This window comes from Nocardia tenerifensis NBRC 101015 (assembly GCF_000308715.1).
GTDB classification, from domain to species: domain Bacteria; phylum Actinomycetota; class Actinomycetes; order Mycobacteriales; family Mycobacteriaceae; genus Nocardia; species Nocardia tenerifensis.
Window position 1 is genome coordinate 1 of record NZ_BAGH01000211.1, and the last position, 21,925, is coordinate 21,925.

Below are 21,925 nucleotides of genomic sequence, written 5' to 3' on the forward strand. Positions count from 1 at the left end.
TGGTGAAGCTGTTGGTCTCGGCGACGGCGAGGACATAGCGCATCTGGTGGAGCTCCATCGATCAATCTTGAATCGTGATTGATCTGATGACAAACATGTGTTGGACCGATTGATCCGCGCCGGGTGAGACTGCGAGCGTGAAATCTTCAGCAGCACAGCGCTCTTCGATGAAGCGAAGGCTCGGTGTCGCGGCCGCGCTCGCCGGCCTCGCCGCCGCCGCGCTCGCGCCCGCGGTCCGGGCGGACGGTCCGGTGTTTCCCGCCACGATCGCCCTGCCCGCGGGTTTCCGGCCGGAGGGCATCGCGATCGGGACGCTGCCGGTGGCCTATCTCGGTTCGATGGCGGATGGCTCGATCTATCGCGCCGATCTCGTCACCGGGCAGGGGGGTGTCTTCAGCCGAGGCCCCGGCACGCCCGCCCTGGGACTTCAGCTCGATCATCTCGGCCGATTGTTCGTCGCGGGTGGCACCGGCGGCGACGTCCGGGTCGTGGACGCCGGAACCGGCGCGACACTGGCCACGTACCCGGTCGCCACGCAGCAGGACACGTTCGTCAACGACATCGTGCTCACGCCGACGGGCGCGTGGATCACCGACTCGCGCGCGCCGGTGCTCTACCACCTGCCCCTCGGACCGGACGGGGCGCTGCCCAGGCCGGAGGAGGTGCGGCGAATCCCGCTGACGGGTGACATCGCTTATGTCCCAGGCGAATTCAACGCCAATGGCATCGTGCGCACACCCGACGGCAGCGCCCTGATCGTCGTGCAGTCGGTGACCGGCCTGCTGTTCCGCGTCGACCCGGCGACGGGCGCGACCCGCCGGATCGACCTCGGCCCCGAGACGCTGCCCGACGGCGACGGACTGCTGTTGGACGGCCGCACGCTGTATGCCGTCGAGAACCGCAGCAATGCGATCGCGGTGATCGCGCTGTCGCCCGACGGCGCGACGGGCACCGTCGAACGCCGAATCACCGACCCGCGCTTCGATGTTCCCACCACGCTCGCCGCCTTCGGCGACCGGCTCTACCTCCCGAACGCCCGCTTCGACACCCCGCCCGAGCCGACCACGCCGTACAACGCCGTCGCCGTCGACCGCACCCGATAGGTCTTGTCACACTCGCCGGGCCTGCGTCGTCTACAGAGCAACCACGCAGACAATAACGAGTGAGGGCAGACGAATGGGTATGGAAGAGCTACGCGCGCAGGTCCGCGGCACGGTCCTACTGCCCGCCGACGTAGGATTCGAGCAGGCGGCGCGGCCGTGGAATGTGGCTGTGGCGCAGACTGTTTCGGCCGTCGTCGAGGTCGCCGACGCGGTGGACGTGGCGGCCGTGCTGCGGTACGCGGCCGGTGCGGGCCGCCGGGTGGTGACCCAGCCGACGGGTCACGGCGCGACCGGGGATATCGAGGACGCGATCCTCGTGCGCACCGGCGCGCTCGACCACGTCGAGATAGCCGCCGACCGCCGGGTGGCCCGGGTCGGCGCCGGTGTGCAGTGGGGTGCCGTGCAGTCCGCGGCCGCCGCGCACGGACTCACCGGGCTAGCCGGTAGCAACCCGGTGGTCGGCGTGACCGGATACACCCTCGGCGGCGGATTCGGCTGGTTCGCACGCAAATACGGCTGGGCCGCGAATGCGGTGCGCGCCTTCGAGATCGTCGACGCGGCGGGCCGGCGCGGACGGGTCACCGCCGAGTCCGATCCGGAGCTGTTCTGGGCGCTGCGCGGCGGCGGTGGCGATTTCGCGATCGTCACCGAGCTCGAGTTCGACCTGTTCCCGCTGCCCCGGCTGTACGGCGGGCGGGTCATGTGGTCCGGCGAGCGCACCCGCGCGGCGTTCGAGCTGTTCGCCGAACTCACCGCCGACGCGCCCGCCGAACTGTCGATCTGGTTGCAGCGCTACCAGATTCCCGGCGCGGCGCCGACCGTCGCGATCGACCTCGCCTACCTCGGCGATCCCGCCGAGGGGCGGGCGCTGACGAGTCGCCTCGACCGCCTCGACGGCGTCCTCGCCGATACCAGGGGCGTGCTGACCCCGGCGCAGATCGGCAGGATCACCGCGGAGCCGACGGACCCGAGCCCGTCGCTCTCGCGCGGCGAACTGCTCACCGATCTCGGCGACGCGGTGGTGAAGACGCTCATCGACGCGCCGACCGCACCGCTGCTCAATATCCAGCTACGCGGCCTCGGCGGCGCACTCGCCCAAGCACTTCCGGACGGCGGCGCGCGGGGGCCGGTGCTCGAGCCTTACGCGCTCTACCTGCTCGGCCTGCCGAGCCCGGCCGACGCGGTGCGCACCAGGTTCGGCGAGATCGTCGACGCCCTCGGCCCGCACGTCACCGGAGCCAAGCCCTACACCTTCCTAGCCCCCGGCGAGTCGGCCGCCGCGGCCTTCGACCGCGAAACACTGGGCAGGTTGAAGGAGATCAAGCAGGCGCGCGACCCGCACGGTGTCATCCGGGCCAACTTCCCGCTCCACGGCTGAGGCCGCTCAGCCGAACCATCGGGTGAGCGCGGCCTCCAGTGGCTCGTCGTCGGTGGCGGACCAGGCGATGTAGCCGTCGGGTCGGATCAGGACGGTGGTGGCGTCGCCGTCGGACTTGGCGGAGACGTGGTCGACCCGATCGGACCAGTGCTCGATCGACCTCGGTGTGTCGTCGAGCGAGAGCAGCAGGGCGCGGCCGCCGTGCATCAGGTCGCTGACCCGGGTCGGGCCGTCGGCGGTGGTCAGATCGAGGTCGAGCATGCGCGGGCCGAGGCCGGGGTATCGGAGGTCTAGGCCCGACATCAGGCCGGAGATGTAGTGGTTGGTGTCCGGTAGCCGGAGCAGGTCGATGAAGAGGTCGCGGACCGTCGCGAGATCCTCGTCCTGAGTGGGGTTCAGGATCAGGCTCTGCGCGCGAATGGTGCGCAGGACCCGCGCGGCCACGGGGTGACGCTCGGTGTGATAGCTGTCGAGCAGACCCTCGGGCGCCCAGCCGCGCACCGTCGCGGCGAGCTTCCACCCGAGATTCACGGCGTCCTGGATGCCGAGGTTCACGCCCTGGCCGCCGATCGGCAGGTGGATGTGCGCCGCGTCGCCCGCGAAGAACACCCGGTTCTCCCGGTAGCGCTCGACCTGGCGGGCGGCGTTGCCGAACCGGGAGGCTTCGCGCAGCTCGCCCAGGGTCGTCTCGGGTCCGTACACCGCCCGCAGTGCCTTGTCCACCTCCTCGGCCGTGACGGGATCTTCGCGATCGGGGCGGTCCGTCGAGAGATCGCCGAGGATGAACCGATACAGATCCCCTTCGAGCGGGTGCAGGATGGCGAAGTATCCATCGGCGGCGCTGATGTGCCGGCTGAAATGCTGCGACGCGGTCGGCACCGCGGCGGACCGGCCGGCCAGGGTGAGGTCGGCGACCAGTGACGACATCGTGCCCGCGGTGCCGGGGAACGGGACGCCGAGCAGCTTGCGGACCGTGCTGTGCCCGCCGTCGCAGGCGACCAGATAGTCGCCGCGCACGTCGCCGACCGTCACGCCCTCGGCGTCCTGGTCGACGGCCGTCACCTCGAACCCGCGCCGCACCGGCACGCCACGCTCGACCAGGCGCTGCTCGAGGAACGCCTCCAGCCGGGCCTGGGGGACGGCGACCGGGTACGGGTGCCGGGTCTGCCACGTCCGGCAGTCCAATTCGACTGGGAGACCGGCGAAATGCCCGCCGAACTCGCCCCGGGGCAGCGCGTGGTCGAGCAGCGGATCCAGCAGCCCGCGCAAGTCCAATACCTCCGCGGTGCGTGGCTGCAGCGCGCCCGCCCGCGACTGCGTACTGCGCGTGTGCTGCTTCTCCAGCACCGCTACGGACACCCCGGCCAGGGTGAGCTCGTTGGCCAGCATCAGGCCCGTCGGCCCCGCGCCGACCACGATCACGTCGACTCGCATCATCCTCATCCTCCAAAAGTAGACTGAGTGCAACAATACACTCGATATACCAATGCGCTAGAGTGTCGATATGTCCGAACCGGTGGGATTGCGAGAACGCAAGAAGGTGCGCCTGCGCGAGACGATCGCGGAGACGGCCATTCGCATGTTCCTCGAGTCGGGGTTCGATCGGGTCTCGATCACCGATATCGCCCGCGCGGCGGAGGTCTCCCGCCGCACGCTGTTCGCGTACTTCCCGACGAAGGAAGACCTTGTCCTGCAACGGTTCGCCGATCACGAGGACGAGCCCGCCCGCACGGTTCGGAACCGACGCACCGATCAGCCGCCGCTCGACGCGCTGCGCGAGGCACGGCTCGCGGCGCTCAGCAGGCGCGACCCCAACACCGGTCTGAACGACGACCCGGAGATCCTGGCCTTCCTCCGATTGGTCAGGGGCACAGAGGCTCTCGCGGCGCGACTGATGCGCTATTCCGCGCGTGGGAAGGACACGCTGGCCGATGCGTTGCGGGAGAACGGTTTCGATGCGCTGACCGCGCGGCTCACCGCGGCACAGGTGATCGTCGTGCAGGACGAACTGGCCCGGATGAACCACACCTGCCTCGCCGAAGGCCAGTCCGCGGACGACCGCTACCCGGAGGCGGTCCGGGCGACCGAGCTCGCGTTCGACCTACTGCGCGACGGTCTGCGAGACCGAAGCTGAGCTGTCCGAGGGGATCTCGGGACCGCCGGATCGACAGGGCGCCCCGGCATTGTGACCGGCACCAGGTGACGCGCGGCCCGATCGGTCAGGTGTCCCAAGGAATGCGGGATGAGTGGTTGGGGGTGCTGGGGGAGGGTTAGCGTCTGCGCACATCGGAGGGCACGACGTGGTCGGAGGTGCCGTGTGGGTGGTCGCATTGTTCGGGGGGCGGCGGTTTCGGCCGCACGGCTGGGGGTGGCGGTTCTGGTCGGCGCGGTGCTGACGGGGGTCGCGCGGGCCGAGCCGACGGCGGTGTCGGCGCCGGACGGCTCGCACGTGGTGAGCTCCGTCGAGGGCCGGACGTGGACCGAGATGACGGTCTACTCGGCGCTGATGGGCAGGCCGGTGCTGGTGAAAGTGCTTCGCGCGCCCGATGATTCGACCCCAGCGCCGACGCTCTACCTCCTCAACGGCGCCGACGGCGGCGTCGACCGCAACTGGGCGGACGCGACCGATGCCGCGGCGTTCTTCGCCGATAAACAGGTGAACGTGGTCATCCCGTTCGGCGGCGAGGGCAGCTACTTCACCGACTGGCGCGCCGACGACCCGGCCCTGGGCAAGCAGCGGTGGGCCAGCTTCCTCACCCGCGAACTGCCGCCCATCGTCGACGCCACGCTGCACACGACCGGCGCGAACGCCATCGCCGGAATCTCCATGGCGGGCACCGCGGTATTCCAGCTCGCGTTGAGCGCGCCCGGCGTCTACCGCGCGATCGGCTCCTACAGCGGCTGCGTGCGCACCAGCGACCTGCGCGGGCAGGCCGTGGTCAACGCCGTCGTCACCAGCCAGCAGGGCAATCCGGTGAATATGTGGGGCCCGCCGAGCGACCCGGCGTGGGCCGCCAACGATCCGTATCTGCACGCCGAGCAACTGCGCGGCACAGCCATATACGTGGCCAGCGGCAACGGGCAGCCGGGGGCGTTCGACACCGTCGACGGCGTCCGCGGCGATCTGGTGCAGCTGACCTACCAACTACTGTTCGGCGCCCCACTGGAGGCCATCGCCAACGTGTGTACGCGACAATTACAGGATCGGTTGCGCGAGTTGAACATTCCGGCCACCGTCGACCTGCGGACGACCGGCACCCACTCGTGGGGCTATTGGCAGCAGGACCTGCACAACTCCTGGCCGGTCTTCAGCGCGGCGCTGACCCGATGAGCGCCTTCGACACCGTCCAGGAGACGCGTGAGGGCGGGCTCGGCCCCTGGCTGGCGTTCACCGGCTGCCTCATCGCGGTGTTCATGCAGATGATCGACGTGACCATCGTCAACACCGCGCTGCCGAATCTCACCGCGGACCTGGCGGCCTCGCCGTCGCAGCAGCTGCTCGTGGTGTCGGGCTACTCGCTGGCCTTCGCCTGCACCCTGCTCACCGCCGCCAGGATCGGCGCGATCTTCGGCCGCCGCGTGGTGTTCCTGGTGTCGGTGGTCGCGTTCACCGCGCTGTCGGTGTGGTGCGGGATGTCCAGCAGCGCAACGGAGTTGGTGTTCGCGCGGATCTTCCAGGGGGCGGCGGGCGCGGGGATGGCCGCGCAGACCATCGCCATCCTCATCGCGAGCTTCCCGCCGCACCTGCACCAGCAGGTGTTCGCGCTGTACGGCGCCACCGCGGGTTTCGCGGGCATGCTCGGCCCGATCGTCGGCGGCGGCCTCGTCACGGCCGACATCGCCGGGCTCGGTTGGCATTCGGTGTTCCTGATGAACCTGCCGATCGGCCTGCTCGCCTTCGCCCTCGGCTTCCGCTACCTGCGCCTGGGCAAACCGCCGGAGCGCGACCGGCTGGACCTGGGCGGGGTGGCGCTGTCCACGGTGAGCCTGTTCGCGCTGCTGGCCGCGCTCGCCGACATCCAGCAGAACAGTTGGCGGGCCGGGCCTTTCGGGGTGATCGCGGCGGCGCTCGTGCTCGGCGCGGCGTTCGTCGCCTACGAGCGCAGGCTGACCCGGCGCGGCGGCAGCCCGCTGGTGCGCCTGGACCTGTTCGCCGATCGCGGCTTCGCCATCGGATCCTGGCTGGTGGCAAGCTTTTTCGGCCTGTTCACCGCGTTCGTGTTCACCGTGTCGATCACGCTGCAGGACGAACTGCGGTTCTCGCCGCTGCGCACCGGGATGGCGATGACGCCGTTCGCACTCGGCGCGGGCGCGGGCGCGCTCGCCTCGCCGTTTCTGGTGAAGCGCTGGGGCGTCAAGGTTCTCGCGCTCGGCATCGCGGTGTACGGCGGCTGCGTCGCGCTGGGGGCCGGGTACCTGTGGGTGACGAACGGACAGGTGAATCTCTTGCTCGCCCTCGGCCCGGTCTTCCTCGCGGGCCTCGGCGTGGGCCTGTTCGGCGTGCAGCTCCAGCCGCTCATGCTGTCCGGCCTGAAGGAACGTCAGATGGCCGAGGCGTCGGGTCAACTGCCCACCATCGAGCAGATCGGCAACGCGGTCGGGCTCGCCCTGCTGAGCGTGGTGTTCTTCCGCGCGCACACCTTGGGCGGCAGCGTGCTGATGCTCTCGGCCATCGCGGTCGGCGCCGTGGCCATGGCGCTGCCGACGCTCGCCCTGCCGGACCCGGCGAAGCGGCTCAGGTGAAGCGGCTCACGTGAACAAGTGCGGACCGCCCAGCGAGGGCGGCAGCGCGGCCTCGCCGGCCTGGGGTCCGGTGAGCACCTGCTTGATGATCTTGCCGGTCTCCCCGCGCGGCAGCGACGGCAGGAACGTGACGTCGCGCGGCACGGAGAAACGGCTCAGCCGATGCCGGATGTAGGCGCGGATCATGTCCGAATCCAGGCCCGCCCCTTCGCGTTTCACCACGAACGCGGCCAGGCGCTGGCCGAACTCCTGGTCCGGCACGCCGACCACGGCGACCTCGCTGACCTGCGGCAGGTGCGCGAGCGCCTCCTCGACCGGGCGGGGGAAGACGTTCTCGCCGCCGGAGATGATCATCTCGTCGTCGCGGCCCGCGACGAACAGCCGCCCCGCCACGTCGAGGTAGCCGAGGTCGCCCGTGTCGAGCATGCCGTCGGCCTCCGCGGGCGGCGCGGAGTTCACGTACCCGTCGAAGAGCATGTGGTTGCCGACGAAGATGTGCCCGGTCACGCCGACCGGTACCGGCCGCTGGTCGGGTCCGAGCACCGCGACCCTGGTGCCCAGCGGCGGCCTGCCCGCGGTGGTCGGCGCGGTGCGCAGGTCCTCCGGGGTGGCGATGGTGGCCCAGGAGACCTCGGTCGAGCCGTAGACGTTGTAGAGGATGTCGCCGTAGGCGTCCATGAACCGCAGCACGGTCGCGCCGGCCAGCGGCGCGCCGCAGCTGACCACCGCGCGCAGACTGGAGGTGTCGTAGCGGGCGCGCACCGCGGCGGGCAGATCGAGGATCCGGTTCACCATGGTCGGCACGACGATCATGCTGGCGACCCGGTGCTCGGCGACGAGCCGCAGACAGTCCTCGGCGTCGAACCGGCCGGGCAGCACCACCGTCGCGCGCAGCGGCGTGCTGATCTGCAGCCCGGCCAGCCCCCACGTGTGGAACAGCGGGGCCGGAATGAGCATCGGCTGCTCCATCGGCAGCGGGATGCGCGAGAGCAGCGCGGCGATGGTGGCGAAGCCCTTGGGCTGCGGGCGGCGCGCGCCCTTCGGGGTGCCGCTGGTGCCGGAGGTCAGCACGATCAGCCTGCCCGCCCGGCTCGGCCGGTGAAACTCCGTGTGCCCCTGCGCGATCAGGTCGTCGATGGTGGACCGGTGCGGCGCGGGCGGGTGGCCGTCGGTGTTGAACCGGTGCAGGTCGGCGTGCAGGTAGCGCACGAGCTGCTCGAGGTCGCCGTCCACGAAAAGCGCCGCGAGCCGGTGCCTTTGCACGATGTCCTCGATCTGGCGCCCGGACAGCCCGACGTTCAGCAGCGCCACGTCGACGCCGAGTTTGCCCGCGGCGACCATGCATTCGACCATGCCGGCGTGGTTGCGGGCGAGCAGCCCGATGGTGTCGCCGAAGCCGAGGTCCAGGCGCGCCATCGCACCCGCCAGTGCGCTGGTGCGCGTGTGCATCTCGGCGAAGGTGCGGGTGCCGTGGTCGTCGATCACGGCGATCCGGTCCGGGGCGTGGGCCGCCGCGGCGGCGTACCCGCCGGCCAGGTTGAAGCCCCACTTCGTCAGGGAGCGCACCTGTTTGACCCCGGTGGCGAGGTTGGCCGTGCGCCCGACTCCGACGGTGACCATCTGCTTGGCCACGCTCACCTGACGCCGCAGTGGGGAGTTCTCGGCGTTGACCACCGTCGAGGTCCGCGCGCCGCGGATGACGTCGAGCGCCCGCCGCAGCCCCTTGTTCACCCACGCCACCACGACGGCGTTGGACTGTTCGGCGATCGCGGGGTGCAGGCGGCCTGCCGCGAACACCGTCACGACGATCTTGGTGCGCTCCTCGTCCCCGCGCAGGCGGATGGACACGAAGCTGCCGGTGCCCGGGCACTGCAACTCCAGGCTCTCGTACCAGCGCCGCACGGTGAGCAGCAGCTGATGGGTGCGGATGCCGGACTCGGCGGTGCCGATGCGCACGTTGGCGATTCGGCTGTCCGGGCCGGTGTCGATCAGCTCACAGGCGCCGATCCCGGCGAACAACCGCGGGTAGGTCTGCGGTTCGAGCAGCAGATCCCACAGCGCTTTACGGGCGACCGCGAATTCCGCGTTCACATCGATGACGTCGGTAACCAACTCATGCACTTCTCGTCGGCCGGTTCGAACTCGGGGCCGGCGGGTGCCCCTCGATTCGCGGGTCACCCGTGTGGCCGATGCGTCAGCGAACCGGCAACCTGCGTTCGACCCCAGTATGAGTCGCGATCGGGCAGTTGCTCACCATTCACTCCCGAGATTGGGCGCTGCCCAACGACCGACCGGATACGCATGTGAATCCACCCAACGCGCAACGGATTCCGGACCGGTGCGGCGGTCGCCGTCTACGGTCGAGGCCGGATATTCCTGGAGCCGTTCGGAGGTTGGCGATGCGCATCGGGGACGGACTCGCGCCCCGGCGCGGCGTGCGCGCGGCCGTGCTCGCCTGCGCCGTGCTGCTGTTGTGTTCGGGCGGTGTGGCTTTCGCGGAGCCGGACGCGCCGATCGCGGCGCGCGCCTCGGCCGCCGCGCGCGAGTCGCCCAACGGCTCGCGGCTGGTCGACGCGGTGCAGGGGCCCGGCCGGGTGCTGGAGCTGACGGTGTACTCGGCCGCGATGGGGCGGCCGATCGCCGTCGAAGTGCTTCCGGCGGCCGATGATTCGCGGCCCGCGCCGGTCCTGTATCTGCTCAACGGGATCGACGGCGGCACCGAGACCGGGAAATGGAGCGACGGCGGCAATTGGCTCACCAAGACCGACGCGGCGCGATTCTTCGCCGATCAACAGGTCACGGTGGTGATGCCGGTCGGCGGCGGGGGCACGCTGTTCGCGGATTGGCGCGCCGACGATCCGGTGCTCGGCAGGCAGCGGTGGGGCACGTTTCTCACCGCGGAATTGCCCGCGATCATCGACTCCGCTTTTCACGGCACCGGCGCGAATGCGATCGCGGGCCCGTCGATGGCGAGTTCGGCGGTATTCCGCCTCGCCCTCGCCGCGCCGGGACGCTTCCGGGCCATCGGCTCCTACAGCGGCTGCGTGCGCACCAGCGACCCGCTCGGGCAGGCGATCGTCGCGGCCATGGTGGTCGGGCAGCGCGGCGACCCGCGCAATCTCTGGGGCCCCCTCGACGATCCGGCCTGGGCGGCCAACGACCCGTATCTGCACGTAGCCGAGCTGCGCGACACCACCGTCTACGTCTCCACCGGCACCGGTCAGGCCGGGCCGCTCGACACCCTGGACGGGCCGGGCATCAACGCGAATCCGCTGAAGCTGCTCGACCAGCTGACGGTCGGCGGCATGCTCGACGGCATCACCGCGGCCTGCACCGCGCAGCTGCGGGAACGGCTGCGCGAACTAAACATTCCCGCGACCGTCGACGAGCGGCCCACCGGCACGCATTCCTGGGGGTATTGGCAGCAGGACCTGCACAACTCCTGGCCGCTGTTCCGCGCCGCGCTCGGCGGGTGAGAAAAGGGCATCGATCTGTGCGGCACCAGTTTTCCGGCGACGATATTTGTGATTAGTCGCAGAAACGGCAATTTCGCTCGTGCGCGCGCACCACGAGCGATTTGAATGAAACTCCACCATCCGGCCGGCAGGAGGAAATGTGCGCACCGCGTTCCGCGATCCCGTGATTCCCGACGGCGAGAAGTCCGTCTACCTCGTCGGCGTCGCGGACGAGCCGCCCGCGTTCGAGGTGACCAGCGTGGTGACCCGTGCGGCACACGACTACTACTCGACCGTGGAAGTCCGTGCGGCCGACGGTGATCCGACGATCACGGTCGAGCAGCGCTTCAGCCGGGTCGACGGCTGGCTGCGGGCCGCGGACTACCGGGCCGAGACGCGCTCGCGGCAGACCGTGGTCTCGCGCGAGGAGGCGCACTTCCTCGACACGACGCACCTGCAGTTCGGCAGCGGCGTCGGGCCGTTCCCGCCGAATGTCATGCCGTTCATCGGCGGGCTGACGCTGCTGCGCGGCCTGGATTTCGCCGAGGGCACCGAGATCCCCCTGGACCTGTGGCTGGCCTTCTCGGTGCACTGGCCGGTGACGGCGCGGGTGCAGAAGCAGGCCGTCGTCGACGTGCCCGCGGGCCGGGCCGCCACCTGGCCGGTGCACCTGCGGCCGGGGTTCGCGCACGTGAACTCGTTGCTGGACAAGATGATCGGCGGCTTCATCCCGTCGTCCTTCGCGCACTTCGACGTGGAGCCGCCGCATCGGTTGGTGCGCTTCGACTTTCCGACCGAGCCCGGCTCCGCGCCGCGCGGCGTGATGGAGTTGGTCGCCTAGCCCGCGGCGGCCGGGCCGTCGCTACCGCGACTGCTCGGCCACCGCGGTGAACACCGACCGCATCGCGTGGATGTAGCGGTCGACGGAGTCGTGGGCCACCGGGGTGTCGGGGTAGATGACGCTCAGCGTGGTCTCCGAGGGCATCCGGTTGATCCACACCAGGACCTCCTCCGAGGCGGCCCGGTTGGCGTAGATGCCGCCGCGGACCAGGTCGAAGAACTCGTGCCCGGCGAAGTCGCGCGCGTCCACGAACGAGATCATCGGCGTCGCCCAGCCCGGCCGCACGTCGAGATCGGTGTCCGCGGGCAGCAGCTCCAGCACGCGATGAAACGACGTGGGGGCCAACCGGATACCGTTCTCGTAGGCCCGCTGCGCGACGGCGACCGCACGGGCGAAGGAGGTGGTCGCGATGGGGAAGGCCACCGGGACCAGGGCGACGTACCAGCCCACCGAGGCCCGCTCCGCGGCGGAGGTGCGGGTGCTGATGGGGGTCATGCCGAAGTAGTAGTCGCCGCCGGTGAGTTCGGCCTCGGCCAGCGCCGCCGCGGCGAAGATGCCGCCGACGAACTCGGCATCGCTCGCCCGGCAGGCCTTTTCGAACCGGCGCGCGTCCGCCTCGGCGAACAGCGTGATGGTCCGGTGCGCGCTGCGGTTGTAGCCGTCGCTGCGCTTGCCCAGCTCCAGAGGGAAGCTGGGCAATTCGCCGTCGTTGCCGCGAATCAGCTCCAGCCACTTGCGGACCCCGGAGGAGGTGAGCGTCATGGCGGCGGTGTGCGCGCGCTCGGCCGTGCAGTAGCCGAGGTAGCTGGCGGCGGGTTCGAGCATGTCGCCGACGTTCCAGGCTTCGCGCGCGTACAGGTAGGCCAGGTCCGAGCAGGACAGGTACTGCCCGAGTCCGTCGGTGTGCAGATGATCCACCGCGAGGTAGACCGTGGTGGACTCGCCGTGCTCGATCGCCCCGAAGGAGAAGCAATCCCATTGGAACGGGCCGGGAGTCGTCTTCTGCACGTGCTCGCGGATGGCCTCCGCGTCGTCGATCTCGCCGTAGTCGACCGGCACGAAGTCGACCACGTCCGCGTCCACCAGGTGCCGCCGGATCGCGCCGTCGGGGTCGATGGCGAACCACGTCCGAAAGGTGTCGTGGCGCAACAGGAACGCGTTGATGCTGCGGGTCATGGCCGCCCGGTCGAGGTCGCCCATGGGTAGCTCGACGGTCACCAGGCACAGCCCCGAGTACCGGAAGTCGGCCCCCGCGTGCCGATTCGCCAGCCGCAGATACTCCTCCTGTTGATGCGAGGGCGGCGCGGGGTGGACCGGCGCCTCGGCGGCGCGGGCCACCGATTCCGGCGCGGCCACCCACGTCACCATCCGGCCCGGCGCGGGATTCCACTCGTCGATCAGGCCCAGATCGATCACGGCGTCGCCACCGCCGCCGGCTCGGTGATCGGTTGTGGCCGACCGGGTTCGGCGGCCAGCACGAGCTCGGCCACCTTCGGCCCGGCCTGCTCCAGGCTGAACGAGCGACCCATCTGCAGCGACATCAGGTCGATGCCGAGGGTCTTGGTGACCCGCGCGCCCAGCTCGACGGCCATGAGCGAGTCGAGCCCGAGTTCGGGCACCGGCACCGTCAGGTCGATCGACTCGACCGGCACGCCCATCACGACGGCGAGCTCCGCGGCCATCTTGCGGGCGATGAACGGCCCGCGCTTGTTCTCGTCCAGCTCGACCAGTTCGGCGCGCAGCTGGGCCAGCTCGGAGGTGTCCTTGGCCGAGGCCTTGGCCAGCTCGATGGTGCGGCCGGTGCGGGCCAGCTGGGGGAAGGTGCCGGTGAGCTTGGCCCAGTCGGTCGGGATGATCGCCGCCCTGGTGTCGCCGAGCCGCAGCGTCTGCTCCAGATACGCGGTGGCGTCGGCCATGTCGATGGGGCCGAAGCCCACCAGGTCGAGGTATTTGGTGGCCGTCGCGTCGGCGGCCATGCCGCCCGTCGCGCCGGACAGGTGGCCCCAGCCGACGCACAGTGCCCGCTCGCCCGCCCTGGCCCACTCCTCGGCCAGCGCCTCGACCGCGACATTGGCCGCGCAGTAGTTGTACTGGCCGTAGATGCCGTACATCGAGCCGCCCGAGGAATACAGCACGAACATGTCCAGCGTGATGCCCGCCTCGGTGACGGCGCGGTGCAGCGCCCGCGCGCCGTGCACCTTGGGGCGGTACACCTTCGCCAGCTGCTCGTGCTCCATGAGCTCGATCCGGTTGTCCGCCACCGATCCCGCCGCGTGGAAGATGCCGCGCAGGGGATGGTCGGCGCTGTGCGCCCTGGCCACCACGTCGGCCACGGCGTCGGCGTCGGTCACGTCGACCAGTTCCTCGATCACCTCGACGCCGATGGTGCGCCAGGCCGCGAGCTGGCGCCTGGCCTCCTCGGTGGCCGCGCCGCCGCGGCCGAGCAGCACCAGCCTGCGCGCGCCGCGCAGCACCAGCCAGCGACCGGTCGCCATGCCGAAGCCGCCGAAGCCGCCGGTGACGAGATAGCTTGCGTCGCCGTGGATCTCGATCTCCGGCAGGTAGGGCCGCACCGGCGGCTCGGGCGCGTCGATGCGCAGCGCGATCCTGGACAGGCCGCTGGAGCGGATGACCTCCTCGAAAGCCGTTCCCACCTCGTGGGTTTCGAACATCTTGTACGGCAGCGGCCGGTAGACGCCCGCGAGCACGTTCTCGTACACCCGTTGCAGCAGGCTGGCCAGCCGCTCCGGCCGGATGGCGACCAGGCGGTCCAGATCCATCGAGTAGTAGCAGACGTTCTTGTCGAAGTTGGACAGCTCCAGCAGGCCGCCGGTGTAGATGTCGGCCTTGCCGACCTCGACGATGCGCCCGAACTCGGCGACGGCGTTGAAGTTCTGGCGCAGGATCTCGCCGGGGGCGCTGCTGAGCACGACCTCGGCGCCGAGGCCGCCGGTCAGGGCGAGCACGTCGTCGACGAAGTCGAGCGAGCGGGAGTTCACCGCGTGGTCCGCGCCGAGGGCCAGGACGTGCTCGCGCCGCTCGTCGGTGCTGGCCGTGCCGATGATCCGCGCGCCGCGCGCCTTGGCGACCTGGATGGCCGCCGTGCCGACGCCGCCCGCCGCGCCGTGGATGAGCACGGTCTCGCCGGGCTCCAGGCGCGCCAGTTCGAGCAGTGCGTACTCGGCCGTCGCGAAAGCGATGGCGCTGGTGCAGTATCCGGGGTCGGTGTCGGGCGGCAGCGGGATGACCAGCTGCCGATCGATGATGGCGTAGCGGCGCATCATGCCCTTGGCGGCGACCGCGACCAGGTCGCCGACGGCGATGCCCTCGATCCCGGGCCCGACCCGGACCACGCGGCCGACGCCCTCCATGCCGGGCACGGTGCCGAAATACGTTGGCGCAAGCTCTCGTTCGCCGAGCAGGCCGATGACCTTGAGCGGATCCTTGTAGTTCAGCCCGATGACCTGCATGCGGACCTCGACCTGTCCGTGACCGGGTGCGCGGCGCGGGCATTCGCGCCACGCCAGCGCCGACAGCAGGCGGGTGCGGGGCAGCTCGAGCTCGAAGTTGGCCTCCGGGTCGGTCAACGGCTCGGCGGTGTCGTGCACGGCCAGGCGGTCGGGGAGGGGTTTGGTCACCACGGGAGTCCAGCGCTGACCGTCGCGCAGCAGCACCTCGTCGGCGTTGTCGTACGAGAACGCGCCCGGCACAGCGAGTTCGGTGACGATATCGGCGATGGCGGTGTCGGGCGCCACATCGATCAGGCGCCACCGCAGCGGTGTCTGCTCGTTCAACAGGACGCGCCGCGCGCCGGCGAGCGCGGACTGGTGCGAGTCCGGCGCGATCGTGCTGTCCGGCACCGTGAATGCCCGCTCGGTGATCAGGGTGACGTGCACGGAGCCGTCGCCGAACACCGTCTGCGGGGTCTGCTCGTCGGTCTTCGGGTTGGCGAAGTCGTGGATCACCACGGCGATTCGCTTGAGGGTCCACAGCGCCGCCAGGTCGTCGGCGTTCGCGCCGGCCACCACGCACACGTGCAAGCGGGTGGTCTCCGCCGTCCCGGCGTGCCGCAGCAGCTCGTTCAGCTCCGCTTCCAGCTCGGGCCCGTCGGCGTCGTACTGCCGCGCTCCGGGAATGGCGGCCGTCAATTCTTCTGCGCGAGAGCTCTTTCCGAGCGCGACGACCAGCGTGGCGGCGGGCCCGGCGTCGGGCAGCGCGGCCGGATCGATGGGGTCGCCGCACCGCATGGTCTCGCGGTAGTAGAAGTCGGCCATGCGGTGGAGCGGGTCGTCGCCGGGTTTGAGCGCGCCGATCTGGAGTCCGGTCAGCCGCAGCACGAGGTTTTGCTCGGCGTCGAGTATGTCGACGTCGGCGCGCAGCCGCGCCTTGGGGTCACGGCGCGCGACCACCGTCGCCTGCTCGGGGATCGGGGCGAGCAGGCGGACCGCCGCGACGCCGACGGGCACCATGACGCCCTCGTTGATCCGCTCGTCGGCGAACAGCAGCGCCGCGGTCTGCATCGCCGCGTCCACCACCGCCGGGTGCGCGAGGTGGCCCGAGTCCGCGGCGATGGCGCCGTCGACGGTCGCCACCGCCGTGTCCAGGCCGACCCGCATCGAGGTGACCCGCCGGAACGACGGGCCGTACTGGAGACCCGCCGCGGACAGGCCCGTGTAGAACATCTCCGGATCGATGTCGACGCCGACGTCGATCGTGGGAACCGTTGCCTTGGTGGGGGAATGGCTGCCGGTCAGCGTGCGGCCGAACGCGTGCACGGTCCAGGCTGTGCCCGTCGCGTTGCGCGATCTGATCAGGAAGCGCCCGCTGGACTCCTCGATGCTCAACGCCATCAGCGGCACGTCGGGCGCGGCCATGATCAGCGGGGCGACGAAGCGAACCTGCTCCAGGCCAACCCTTTTGACGCCGAGGCGGGTGGCCGTCGCGCTGAGCGCGGCGTCGAGGTAGGCGGCGCCCGGCATGATCCGCACCCCGTTGACGACGTGATCGGCCAGCCAGGGCAGCAATTCGGTGCCCACCTGGAGCAGCCAGTCCGCGCGGCCCTCCACGTCGGGGTCGCCGAGCATGGCGTAGGTGTCGGGCGTGCCGAGCCTGGCCTGCTCGAACAGCGGCAGGGTGGCGTGCAGTCGCGTGCGCTGCCAGGGGTAGCGCGGCAGCGGCACGTGCGGGGTGACCGCGCCGTCGGCCGGGAACAGCTCGTCGAGATCCAGCACGCCCGCGCCGTAGAGGCCGATGAGCGTGCGGCGGATGCTCGCGGAGTCGGGCTCCTTGCGATCGAGGGTGGCCACCGTGGTGCCGTGCACGTCCGCGTCGACCAGCGCCTCGCGAATGTTGCCCGACAGCACCGGGTGTGGGCCGACCTCGAGGAAGACCCGGCTGCCCGCGCCGATCGCCTTGGTCACCGCGTCGAAGAAGCGCACCGGCTGACGCACGTTGGCGCACCAGTATTCGGCGTCCCAGTCGCCCGCGGTGACGAGGTCGCCGGTGACCGTCGAGTACAGCGGCACCGCAGGCGGTCGCGGGGACAGCTCGGCCAGTTCGGCGCGCAGCTCGTCGAGGATGGGGTCCATCAGGCGGCTGTGATACGGCACCTCCACCCGCAGCCTGCGCGCGAAAGCGCCTTCCTCCGTGAGCTTCTCGGCGATCTCGTCCAGCCGGTCCGGATCGCCGGAGAGGGTGAGCGAGCTCGCGCTGTTGATCGCCGCGATGTCGACGCGCGGATCGTCGGCGATCAGCTCGCGGGCGCGTTCGAGCGGCAGCCCGACGGCGAGCATGCCGCCCGAACCGGCGGTGGTCGCCTGCAGACGCGCCCGGTGGTAGGCGACCCGGACCGCCTCGCGCAGGGTGAGCACGCCGCTGACGTAGGCCGCCGACACCTCGCCGACGCTGTGGCCGACGACGGCCGCGGGCGAGATCCCGTGCTGGGCAAGCTCGCTCACCAGCGCCACCTGCACGAGGAAGTTGGCAGGCTGGGCCACCTCGGTGCGGGACACGCGCGACTCGGCCTCCGGCTGGAGCAGCGCGTCGATGATCGACCAGTCGGCGAGCTTGCCGAACTCGGCGTCGATCTTGGCCGCCGTCTCGGCGAAAACACCGCCCGCGCAGAGCAGTTCGCGGGCCATGCCCCACCACTGCGGGCCCATGCCGGAGAACACGAACACCGGCTCGTCGGTGCGGGACGCGACCGTGCGCACCGCGTCGCGCCCCTCGCCGGCCGCGAACTGGCGCAGTTCGTGCAGCACGTCGTCGGTCTCGCCGATCAGCACGCCGGTGCGGAAAGGATGGTGGGCCAGCCGCGTCCACGCGGCCTCGGCCAGCCGGTCGGCGTCCGCGCCCGCGCTGATCAGGTCGGCGAAGCGCCCGGCGATGGCGCGGGCGGCGGCGGTGCTGCGCGCCGAGATCGGCAGAATGCCACGGTGTCTGGGGTCCGCGCGGACCTGCGTCGCCGGCTCGGCGAGGTGCTCTTGCAGGATGGCGTGCGCGTTGGTGCCGCCGTAGCCGAAGCCGTTGACCGCGATGGTCATCGGATCCGCCTCCGGCGCAAGCGGTTCGGCGTCCACCTGGATGCGCAGGCCGAGCTCGTCGAGCGGGATGTCCGGGTTCGGCTTGTCGAGCCAGCCCTGCGGCGGGATCACGCGATGCTGGATCGCCAGGGCCGCCTTGATCACGCTCGCGATGCCCGCCGCCGCCTCGGTGTGGCCGATGGTGGCCTTGACCGACCCGACGCCGAGCGGGCGCGTGCGTCCGGCGGGCGCGCCGAAAGCCCTTCCGAGGGCGCGTAATTCGACCGGGTCACCGACGAGGGTGCCGGTGCCGTGCGCCTCCACGTAGGTGATCGCGTCCGGCGTCAGGCCTGCGCGGGTGAGCGCGGTGCGCGCCAGCATCTCCTGCGACTCCGCGCTCGGCACGGTGATGGCGGTGGTGCGGCCGTCCTGGTTGGCGCCGGTCGCCTTGACCACGGCGTAGATTCGGTCGCCGTCGCGCACCGCGTCGTCGAGCCTCTTCAGCACGACCATGCCCGCGCCCTCGCCGCGGCCGTAGCCGTCGGCGGCGGCATCGAAGGACTTGCAGCGGCCGTCGGCGGCCAGGAAGCTGCCCTTGCACATCAGCACGAAGGTCTCCGGCTGCAGCATCACGTTCACACCGCCGGCGAGCGCCACGTGGCAGTCGCCGTTGTCGAGCGCCTGGCAGGCCAGGTGGAAGGCGACCAGCGAGGACGAGCAGGCCGTGTCGACGGTGAGCGCGGGCCCGGTCAGGTTGAGCGCGTAGGCGATTCGGTTGGACAGCATGGTGTAGGACGCGCTGGCCGGGGTGTGCATGTCGGTGTGGAACAGGGCGGGGCCGACCACGCCGATCACCGACTGGTCGACGACGAACCCGCCGACGTACACCCCGACAGGCGTGCCCGCGGCGCGGCCCGCGATCCCCGCGTCGTCGAGCGCCTCCCAGGTCACCTCGAGCAGCAGCCGCTGCTGCGGGTCGAGCACGGTCGCCTCGCGCGCCGAGATGCCGAAGAAGTCCGGGTCGAACTCCCACGGATCGATCGTCATGAACGCGCCGTGCTTGGTGTAGGCGCGGCCCGGCGTGCGCGGCTCGGGATCGTAGTACCTGCGGTAGTCCCACCGGTCCGGTGGAATCTCGACCACGCCGTCGCGTTTGTCGAGGACGAATTCCCAGAACGTGTCGGGCGAATCGATTCCGCCCGCATATCGGCAACCGATGCCAACAATAGCGATATCCGACATGAGGTCCTCTCGAATATGGCTCTTCGCCTTCGCCGCCGCACGGCGATATGTACGACAAAGTCCTGCACAATAGGCAAACCGGGCTCGAGTATATCCACGCCCAGATGCGGCGCAGGGCACTTTGGACATCGGTGTACGAACGGCATCGATTCACTGTGAAATGCTCTAAGACAGTGGGCTTTACGCCGCTTCGCCTGCGGATCGAGGGTCTGTTGGTACAGCTCACATCAATAGTGCGCGACAATTTGTGCATTGTCGGAAACGTCCGGCGCGCTCGTTCGACGCGTGCTATTCCTTGGTACTCGGGCGCGTCGCACGCCGAGCAATTCACGCACGTATACAGGGAGGCGGCGGTTTGTTCGCCGATTTCACGCAGTGGGCCGATATCGTCGTCCGGCGCCGATTCGCGGTGATCGGCGTCGTGGTGTTCGCGATGCTGACGCTCGGGGTGTACGGGCTCGGGCTCGGCGACGAATTGAGCGCGCGAGGCTGGGACGATCCGACGTCGGAGTCCGCGAAAGCCTTGCGGTTGCGCGACGAGGTATTCGGGCGTGATCACAGCGGCGACGTCGTCGTGCTGTTCCACGCGCCGCCCGGGAAGACGATCGACGATCCGGTGTTCTCCCGGCGGATCGTCGATCACCTGAACGAACTGCCGCGGCGCTACCCCGACGAGATCGCCAAGATCAACGGGGCCTACTGGCCGACCGAGACGGGCCTGACGCTGCCGGATCTGTTCGGGTCCGCGGATCGCACGCACGCGTTCGCGTCCGTCGCCGTGCGGGGCGGGGACGAGACCGCGCAGATGCGCAACTTCGGCAAGGTCGCGGACCGCTTCGATATTCCGGGTGTGGATATGGAGGTCGCCGGGGGACAGGCGGTGGCGGGCGCGCTCAACGACACCATGGTGCGCGATCAGCGGCGGATGGAGCTGATCGCCATCCCGGTGGTCGCGGTGCTGCTGTTCTTCCTCTTCGGCGGCGTGGTCGCCGCGGCGCTGCCGTTGATCGTCGGCGGGCTGACCGTGCTCGCGGCGTGGGGGGTGATTCGCGCGATCACCACCGTGGCCGAGGTCAATTCGTTTGTGTCGCCGGTTGTTTCGATGATTGGTCTCGGCTTGGCCATCGACTACGGCCTTTTCCTGGTGAGCAGATTCCGCGACGAGCTCGCCGACGGGCACGCGGTGGAGTCGGCGGTGCGGCGGGCGGTGACGACGGCCGGGCGGACGGTGGTGTTCTCGGCGACCATCGTGGTCGCGGCGGCGGGCGGCATTCTGCTGTTCCCGCAAGGCTTTCTGAGATCGTTCGCCTACGGTGCGATGGTCACCGTGGCGCTGGCCGCGCTCACCTCGATCACGCTGCTGCCCGCGCTGCTCGCGGTGCTGGGGCACCGGGTGGACGCGTTCGGGTTCGACTGGTTCCGCAAGACTCGCTCGGCCGACGATGTGCGGCATAATGTTTGGGGCCGCATCGCCGCCGGGGTGATGAAACGACCACTCGCCGTGGCGATTCCGGTGTGTGCCGGATTGCTGCTGTTGATCGCGCCGATGCGCGACCTGACCTTCGGCGGCATCACCGAGCGCTTCCTGCCCCCGGACGACCCGACTCGCGCGGCCCAGCAGCACTTCGACGAGATCTTCCCGCTGCGGCGAATCGACCCGGTGCAGCTGGTCATCACCACCTATCGCAGCTCGGACATCGACGCGGTGGTCGCGCGCGCGAACCAGGCGCCCGGGTTGGCCGCGCCCTTCCCCGCGCCGATGCAGGGCCCGGCGGAGCCGTTCGTCTACACCACCGACACCGTGCTCACCGGTTCGGACAAGGCGGACGCGGCCATCGACTACCTACGCTCGATGGAGGTGCCCAACGGTACGACGCTGCTGGTCGGCGGTCAGCTGGCGTCCCAGCGCGACAGTATCGACGCGCTGCTCACCCGGCTGCCGCTGATGCTCGCGCTGGTGTTCCTCGCGACCACCGCGCTGCTGTTCGCGACGTTCGGGTCGCTCGTATTACCGCTCAAGGCCGCGGCGTTGAACCTGCTCGGGCTCGGGGCCACCGTGGGCGTGCTGACCTGGATCTTCGTCGACGGACACGGGGCGCGTCTGCTCGGCTTCACCGCGCAGCCGATCATGCCGCTGATCGTCATGCTCATCGTCTCGGTGATCTACGGCCTGTCCACCGACTACGAGGTGTTCCTGCTCGCCCGCATCGTCGAGGCGCGCCGGGACGGGGCGTCCACCGAGGACGCGGTCCGCACCGGCGTCGCCCGCACCGGGCGGATCATCACCGCCGCCGCGGCCATCCTGATCGTGGTGACCGGGGTCTTCGCGCTGTCCGACCTGGTGATGATGCAGTACATCGCCCTAGGCATGGTCACCGCGCTGCTCATCGACGCGACGATACTGCGGCTGCTGCTCGTGCCCGCGTCGATGAAGCTGCTCGGCGACGCGTGCTGGTGGGCTCCGGCGTGGTTGCGTCGGCTGTATCCGGAAAAGGTTGCTGAACAGCGGGTTACAAGCGCGGTGCCGGTCTCGGTCAGCGTGGACGAGCACGTCACGTGAGGCGGCCGCCGGCCTGAGGCCGCTTCCATGCCGTGGCGGGTCGCGCGTGCTTCGGCGGCCGCCGCGTGCCGAGCGGCGGCGG

The 21,925-nt window shown here is 70.3% G+C and carries 12 protein-coding genes; 8 read left to right on the forward strand and 4 right to left on the reverse strand.

The genetic code is table 11. The features are described 5' to 3' along the window. Window positions 1-167: 167 nt before the first annotated feature. Window positions 168-1,103 (forward strand): SMP-30/gluconolactonase/LRE family protein, encoded by a 936-nt coding sequence (locus ON39_RS17860; RefSeq protein ID WP_040735501.1) that lies wholly within the window; start codon window positions 168-170, stop codon window positions 1,101-1,103. 79 nt (window positions 1,104-1,182) lie between these two features. Next, window positions 1,183-2,481 carry an FAD-binding oxidoreductase gene (locus ON39_RS17865; protein ID WP_246002686.1) on the forward strand — a complete coding sequence of 433 codons (1,299 nt, stop codon included), beginning with the start codon at window positions 1,183-1,185 and terminating at the stop codon, window positions 2,479-2,481. Window positions 2,482-2,487: 6 nt separating this feature from the next. Here ON39_RS17865 and ON39_RS17870 read toward each other — a convergent pair whose 3' ends face one another. Further along, complete coding sequence (locus tag ON39_RS17870) at window positions 2,488-3,924, reverse strand: FAD-dependent oxidoreductase (RefSeq protein WP_246002684.1); 1,437 nt, start codon at window positions 3,922-3,924, stop codon at window positions 2,488-2,490. A 61-nt stretch (window positions 3,925-3,985) separates the two neighbouring features. Here ON39_RS17870 and ON39_RS17875 point away from each other — a divergent pair, with 61 nt between their 5' ends. The 3 genes from ON39_RS17875 (at window position 3,986) to ON39_RS17885 (ending at window position 7,224) form a co-directional block, all read left to right on the forward strand. Further along, on the forward strand, window positions 3,986-4,615 hold the full coding sequence (locus tag ON39_RS17875) for a TetR family transcriptional regulator (RefSeq protein ID WP_040735505.1): 630 nt from the start codon (window positions 3,986-3,988) through the stop codon (window positions 4,613-4,615). A 228-nt stretch (window positions 4,616-4,843) separates the two neighbouring features. Beyond that, window positions 4,844-5,812, forward strand: a complete 969-nt coding sequence (locus tag ON39_RS17880; RefSeq protein ID WP_051186771.1) for an alpha/beta hydrolase — start codon at window positions 4,844-4,846, stop codon at window positions 5,810-5,812. Next, window positions 5,809-7,224, forward strand: coding sequence for an MFS transporter (locus ON39_RS17885; protein WP_040735507.1), 1,416 nt, complete (start codon window positions 5,809-5,811; stop codon window positions 7,222-7,224). The genes ON39_RS17880 and ON39_RS17885 overlap by 4 nt, the downstream gene beginning before the upstream one ends. 6 nt (window positions 7,225-7,230) lie before the next feature. Here ON39_RS17885 and ON39_RS17890 read toward each other — a convergent pair whose 3' ends face one another. Further along, the gene (locus ON39_RS17890) at window positions 7,231-9,336 is read right to left on the reverse strand and encodes an AMP-binding protein (protein WP_040735535.1); all 2,106 of its coding nucleotides are present in this window, start codon (window positions 9,334-9,336) and stop codon (window positions 7,231-7,233) included. A gap of 287 nt (window positions 9,337-9,623) precedes the next feature. Here ON39_RS17890 and ON39_RS17895 point away from each other — a divergent pair, with 287 nt between their 5' ends. Beyond that, window positions 9,624-10,700, forward strand: coding sequence for an alpha/beta hydrolase (locus ON39_RS17895; protein WP_040735509.1), 1,077 nt, complete (start codon window positions 9,624-9,626; stop codon window positions 10,698-10,700). A 139-nt stretch (window positions 10,701-10,839) separates the two neighbouring features. Then, window positions 10,840-11,520, forward strand: a complete 681-nt coding sequence (locus ON39_RS17900) for a hypothetical protein (RefSeq protein ID WP_040735511.1) — start codon at window positions 10,840-10,842, stop codon at window positions 11,518-11,520. Between the two features lie 21 nt (window positions 11,521-11,541). Here ON39_RS17900 and ON39_RS17905 read toward each other — a convergent pair whose 3' ends face one another. Together ON39_RS17905 and ON39_RS17910 are read right to left on the reverse strand one after the other, a co-directional pair. Further along, window positions 11,542-12,936: a condensation domain-containing protein gene (locus tag ON39_RS17905; protein WP_040735513.1), complete on the reverse strand. Its 1,395-nt coding sequence runs from the start codon at window positions 12,934-12,936 to the stop codon at window positions 11,542-11,544. Continuing rightward, window positions 12,933-19,283 (reverse strand): type I polyketide synthase, encoded by a 6,351-nt coding sequence (locus ON39_RS17910; RefSeq protein ID WP_040735518.1) that lies wholly within the window; start codon window positions 19,281-19,283, stop codon window positions 12,933-12,935. Before ON39_RS17910 ends, ON39_RS17905 begins: the two co-directional genes overlap by 4 nt. Window positions 19,284-19,638: 355 nt before the next feature. Between ON39_RS17910 and ON39_RS17915 the strand changes: the two genes are divergently transcribed. Continuing rightward, the gene (locus ON39_RS17915; protein ID WP_051186765.1) at window positions 19,639-21,843 is read left to right on the forward strand and encodes an MMPL family transporter; all 2,205 of its coding nucleotides are present in this window, start codon (window positions 19,639-19,641) and stop codon (window positions 21,841-21,843) included. Window positions 21,844-21,925 lie beyond the last annotated feature (82 nt).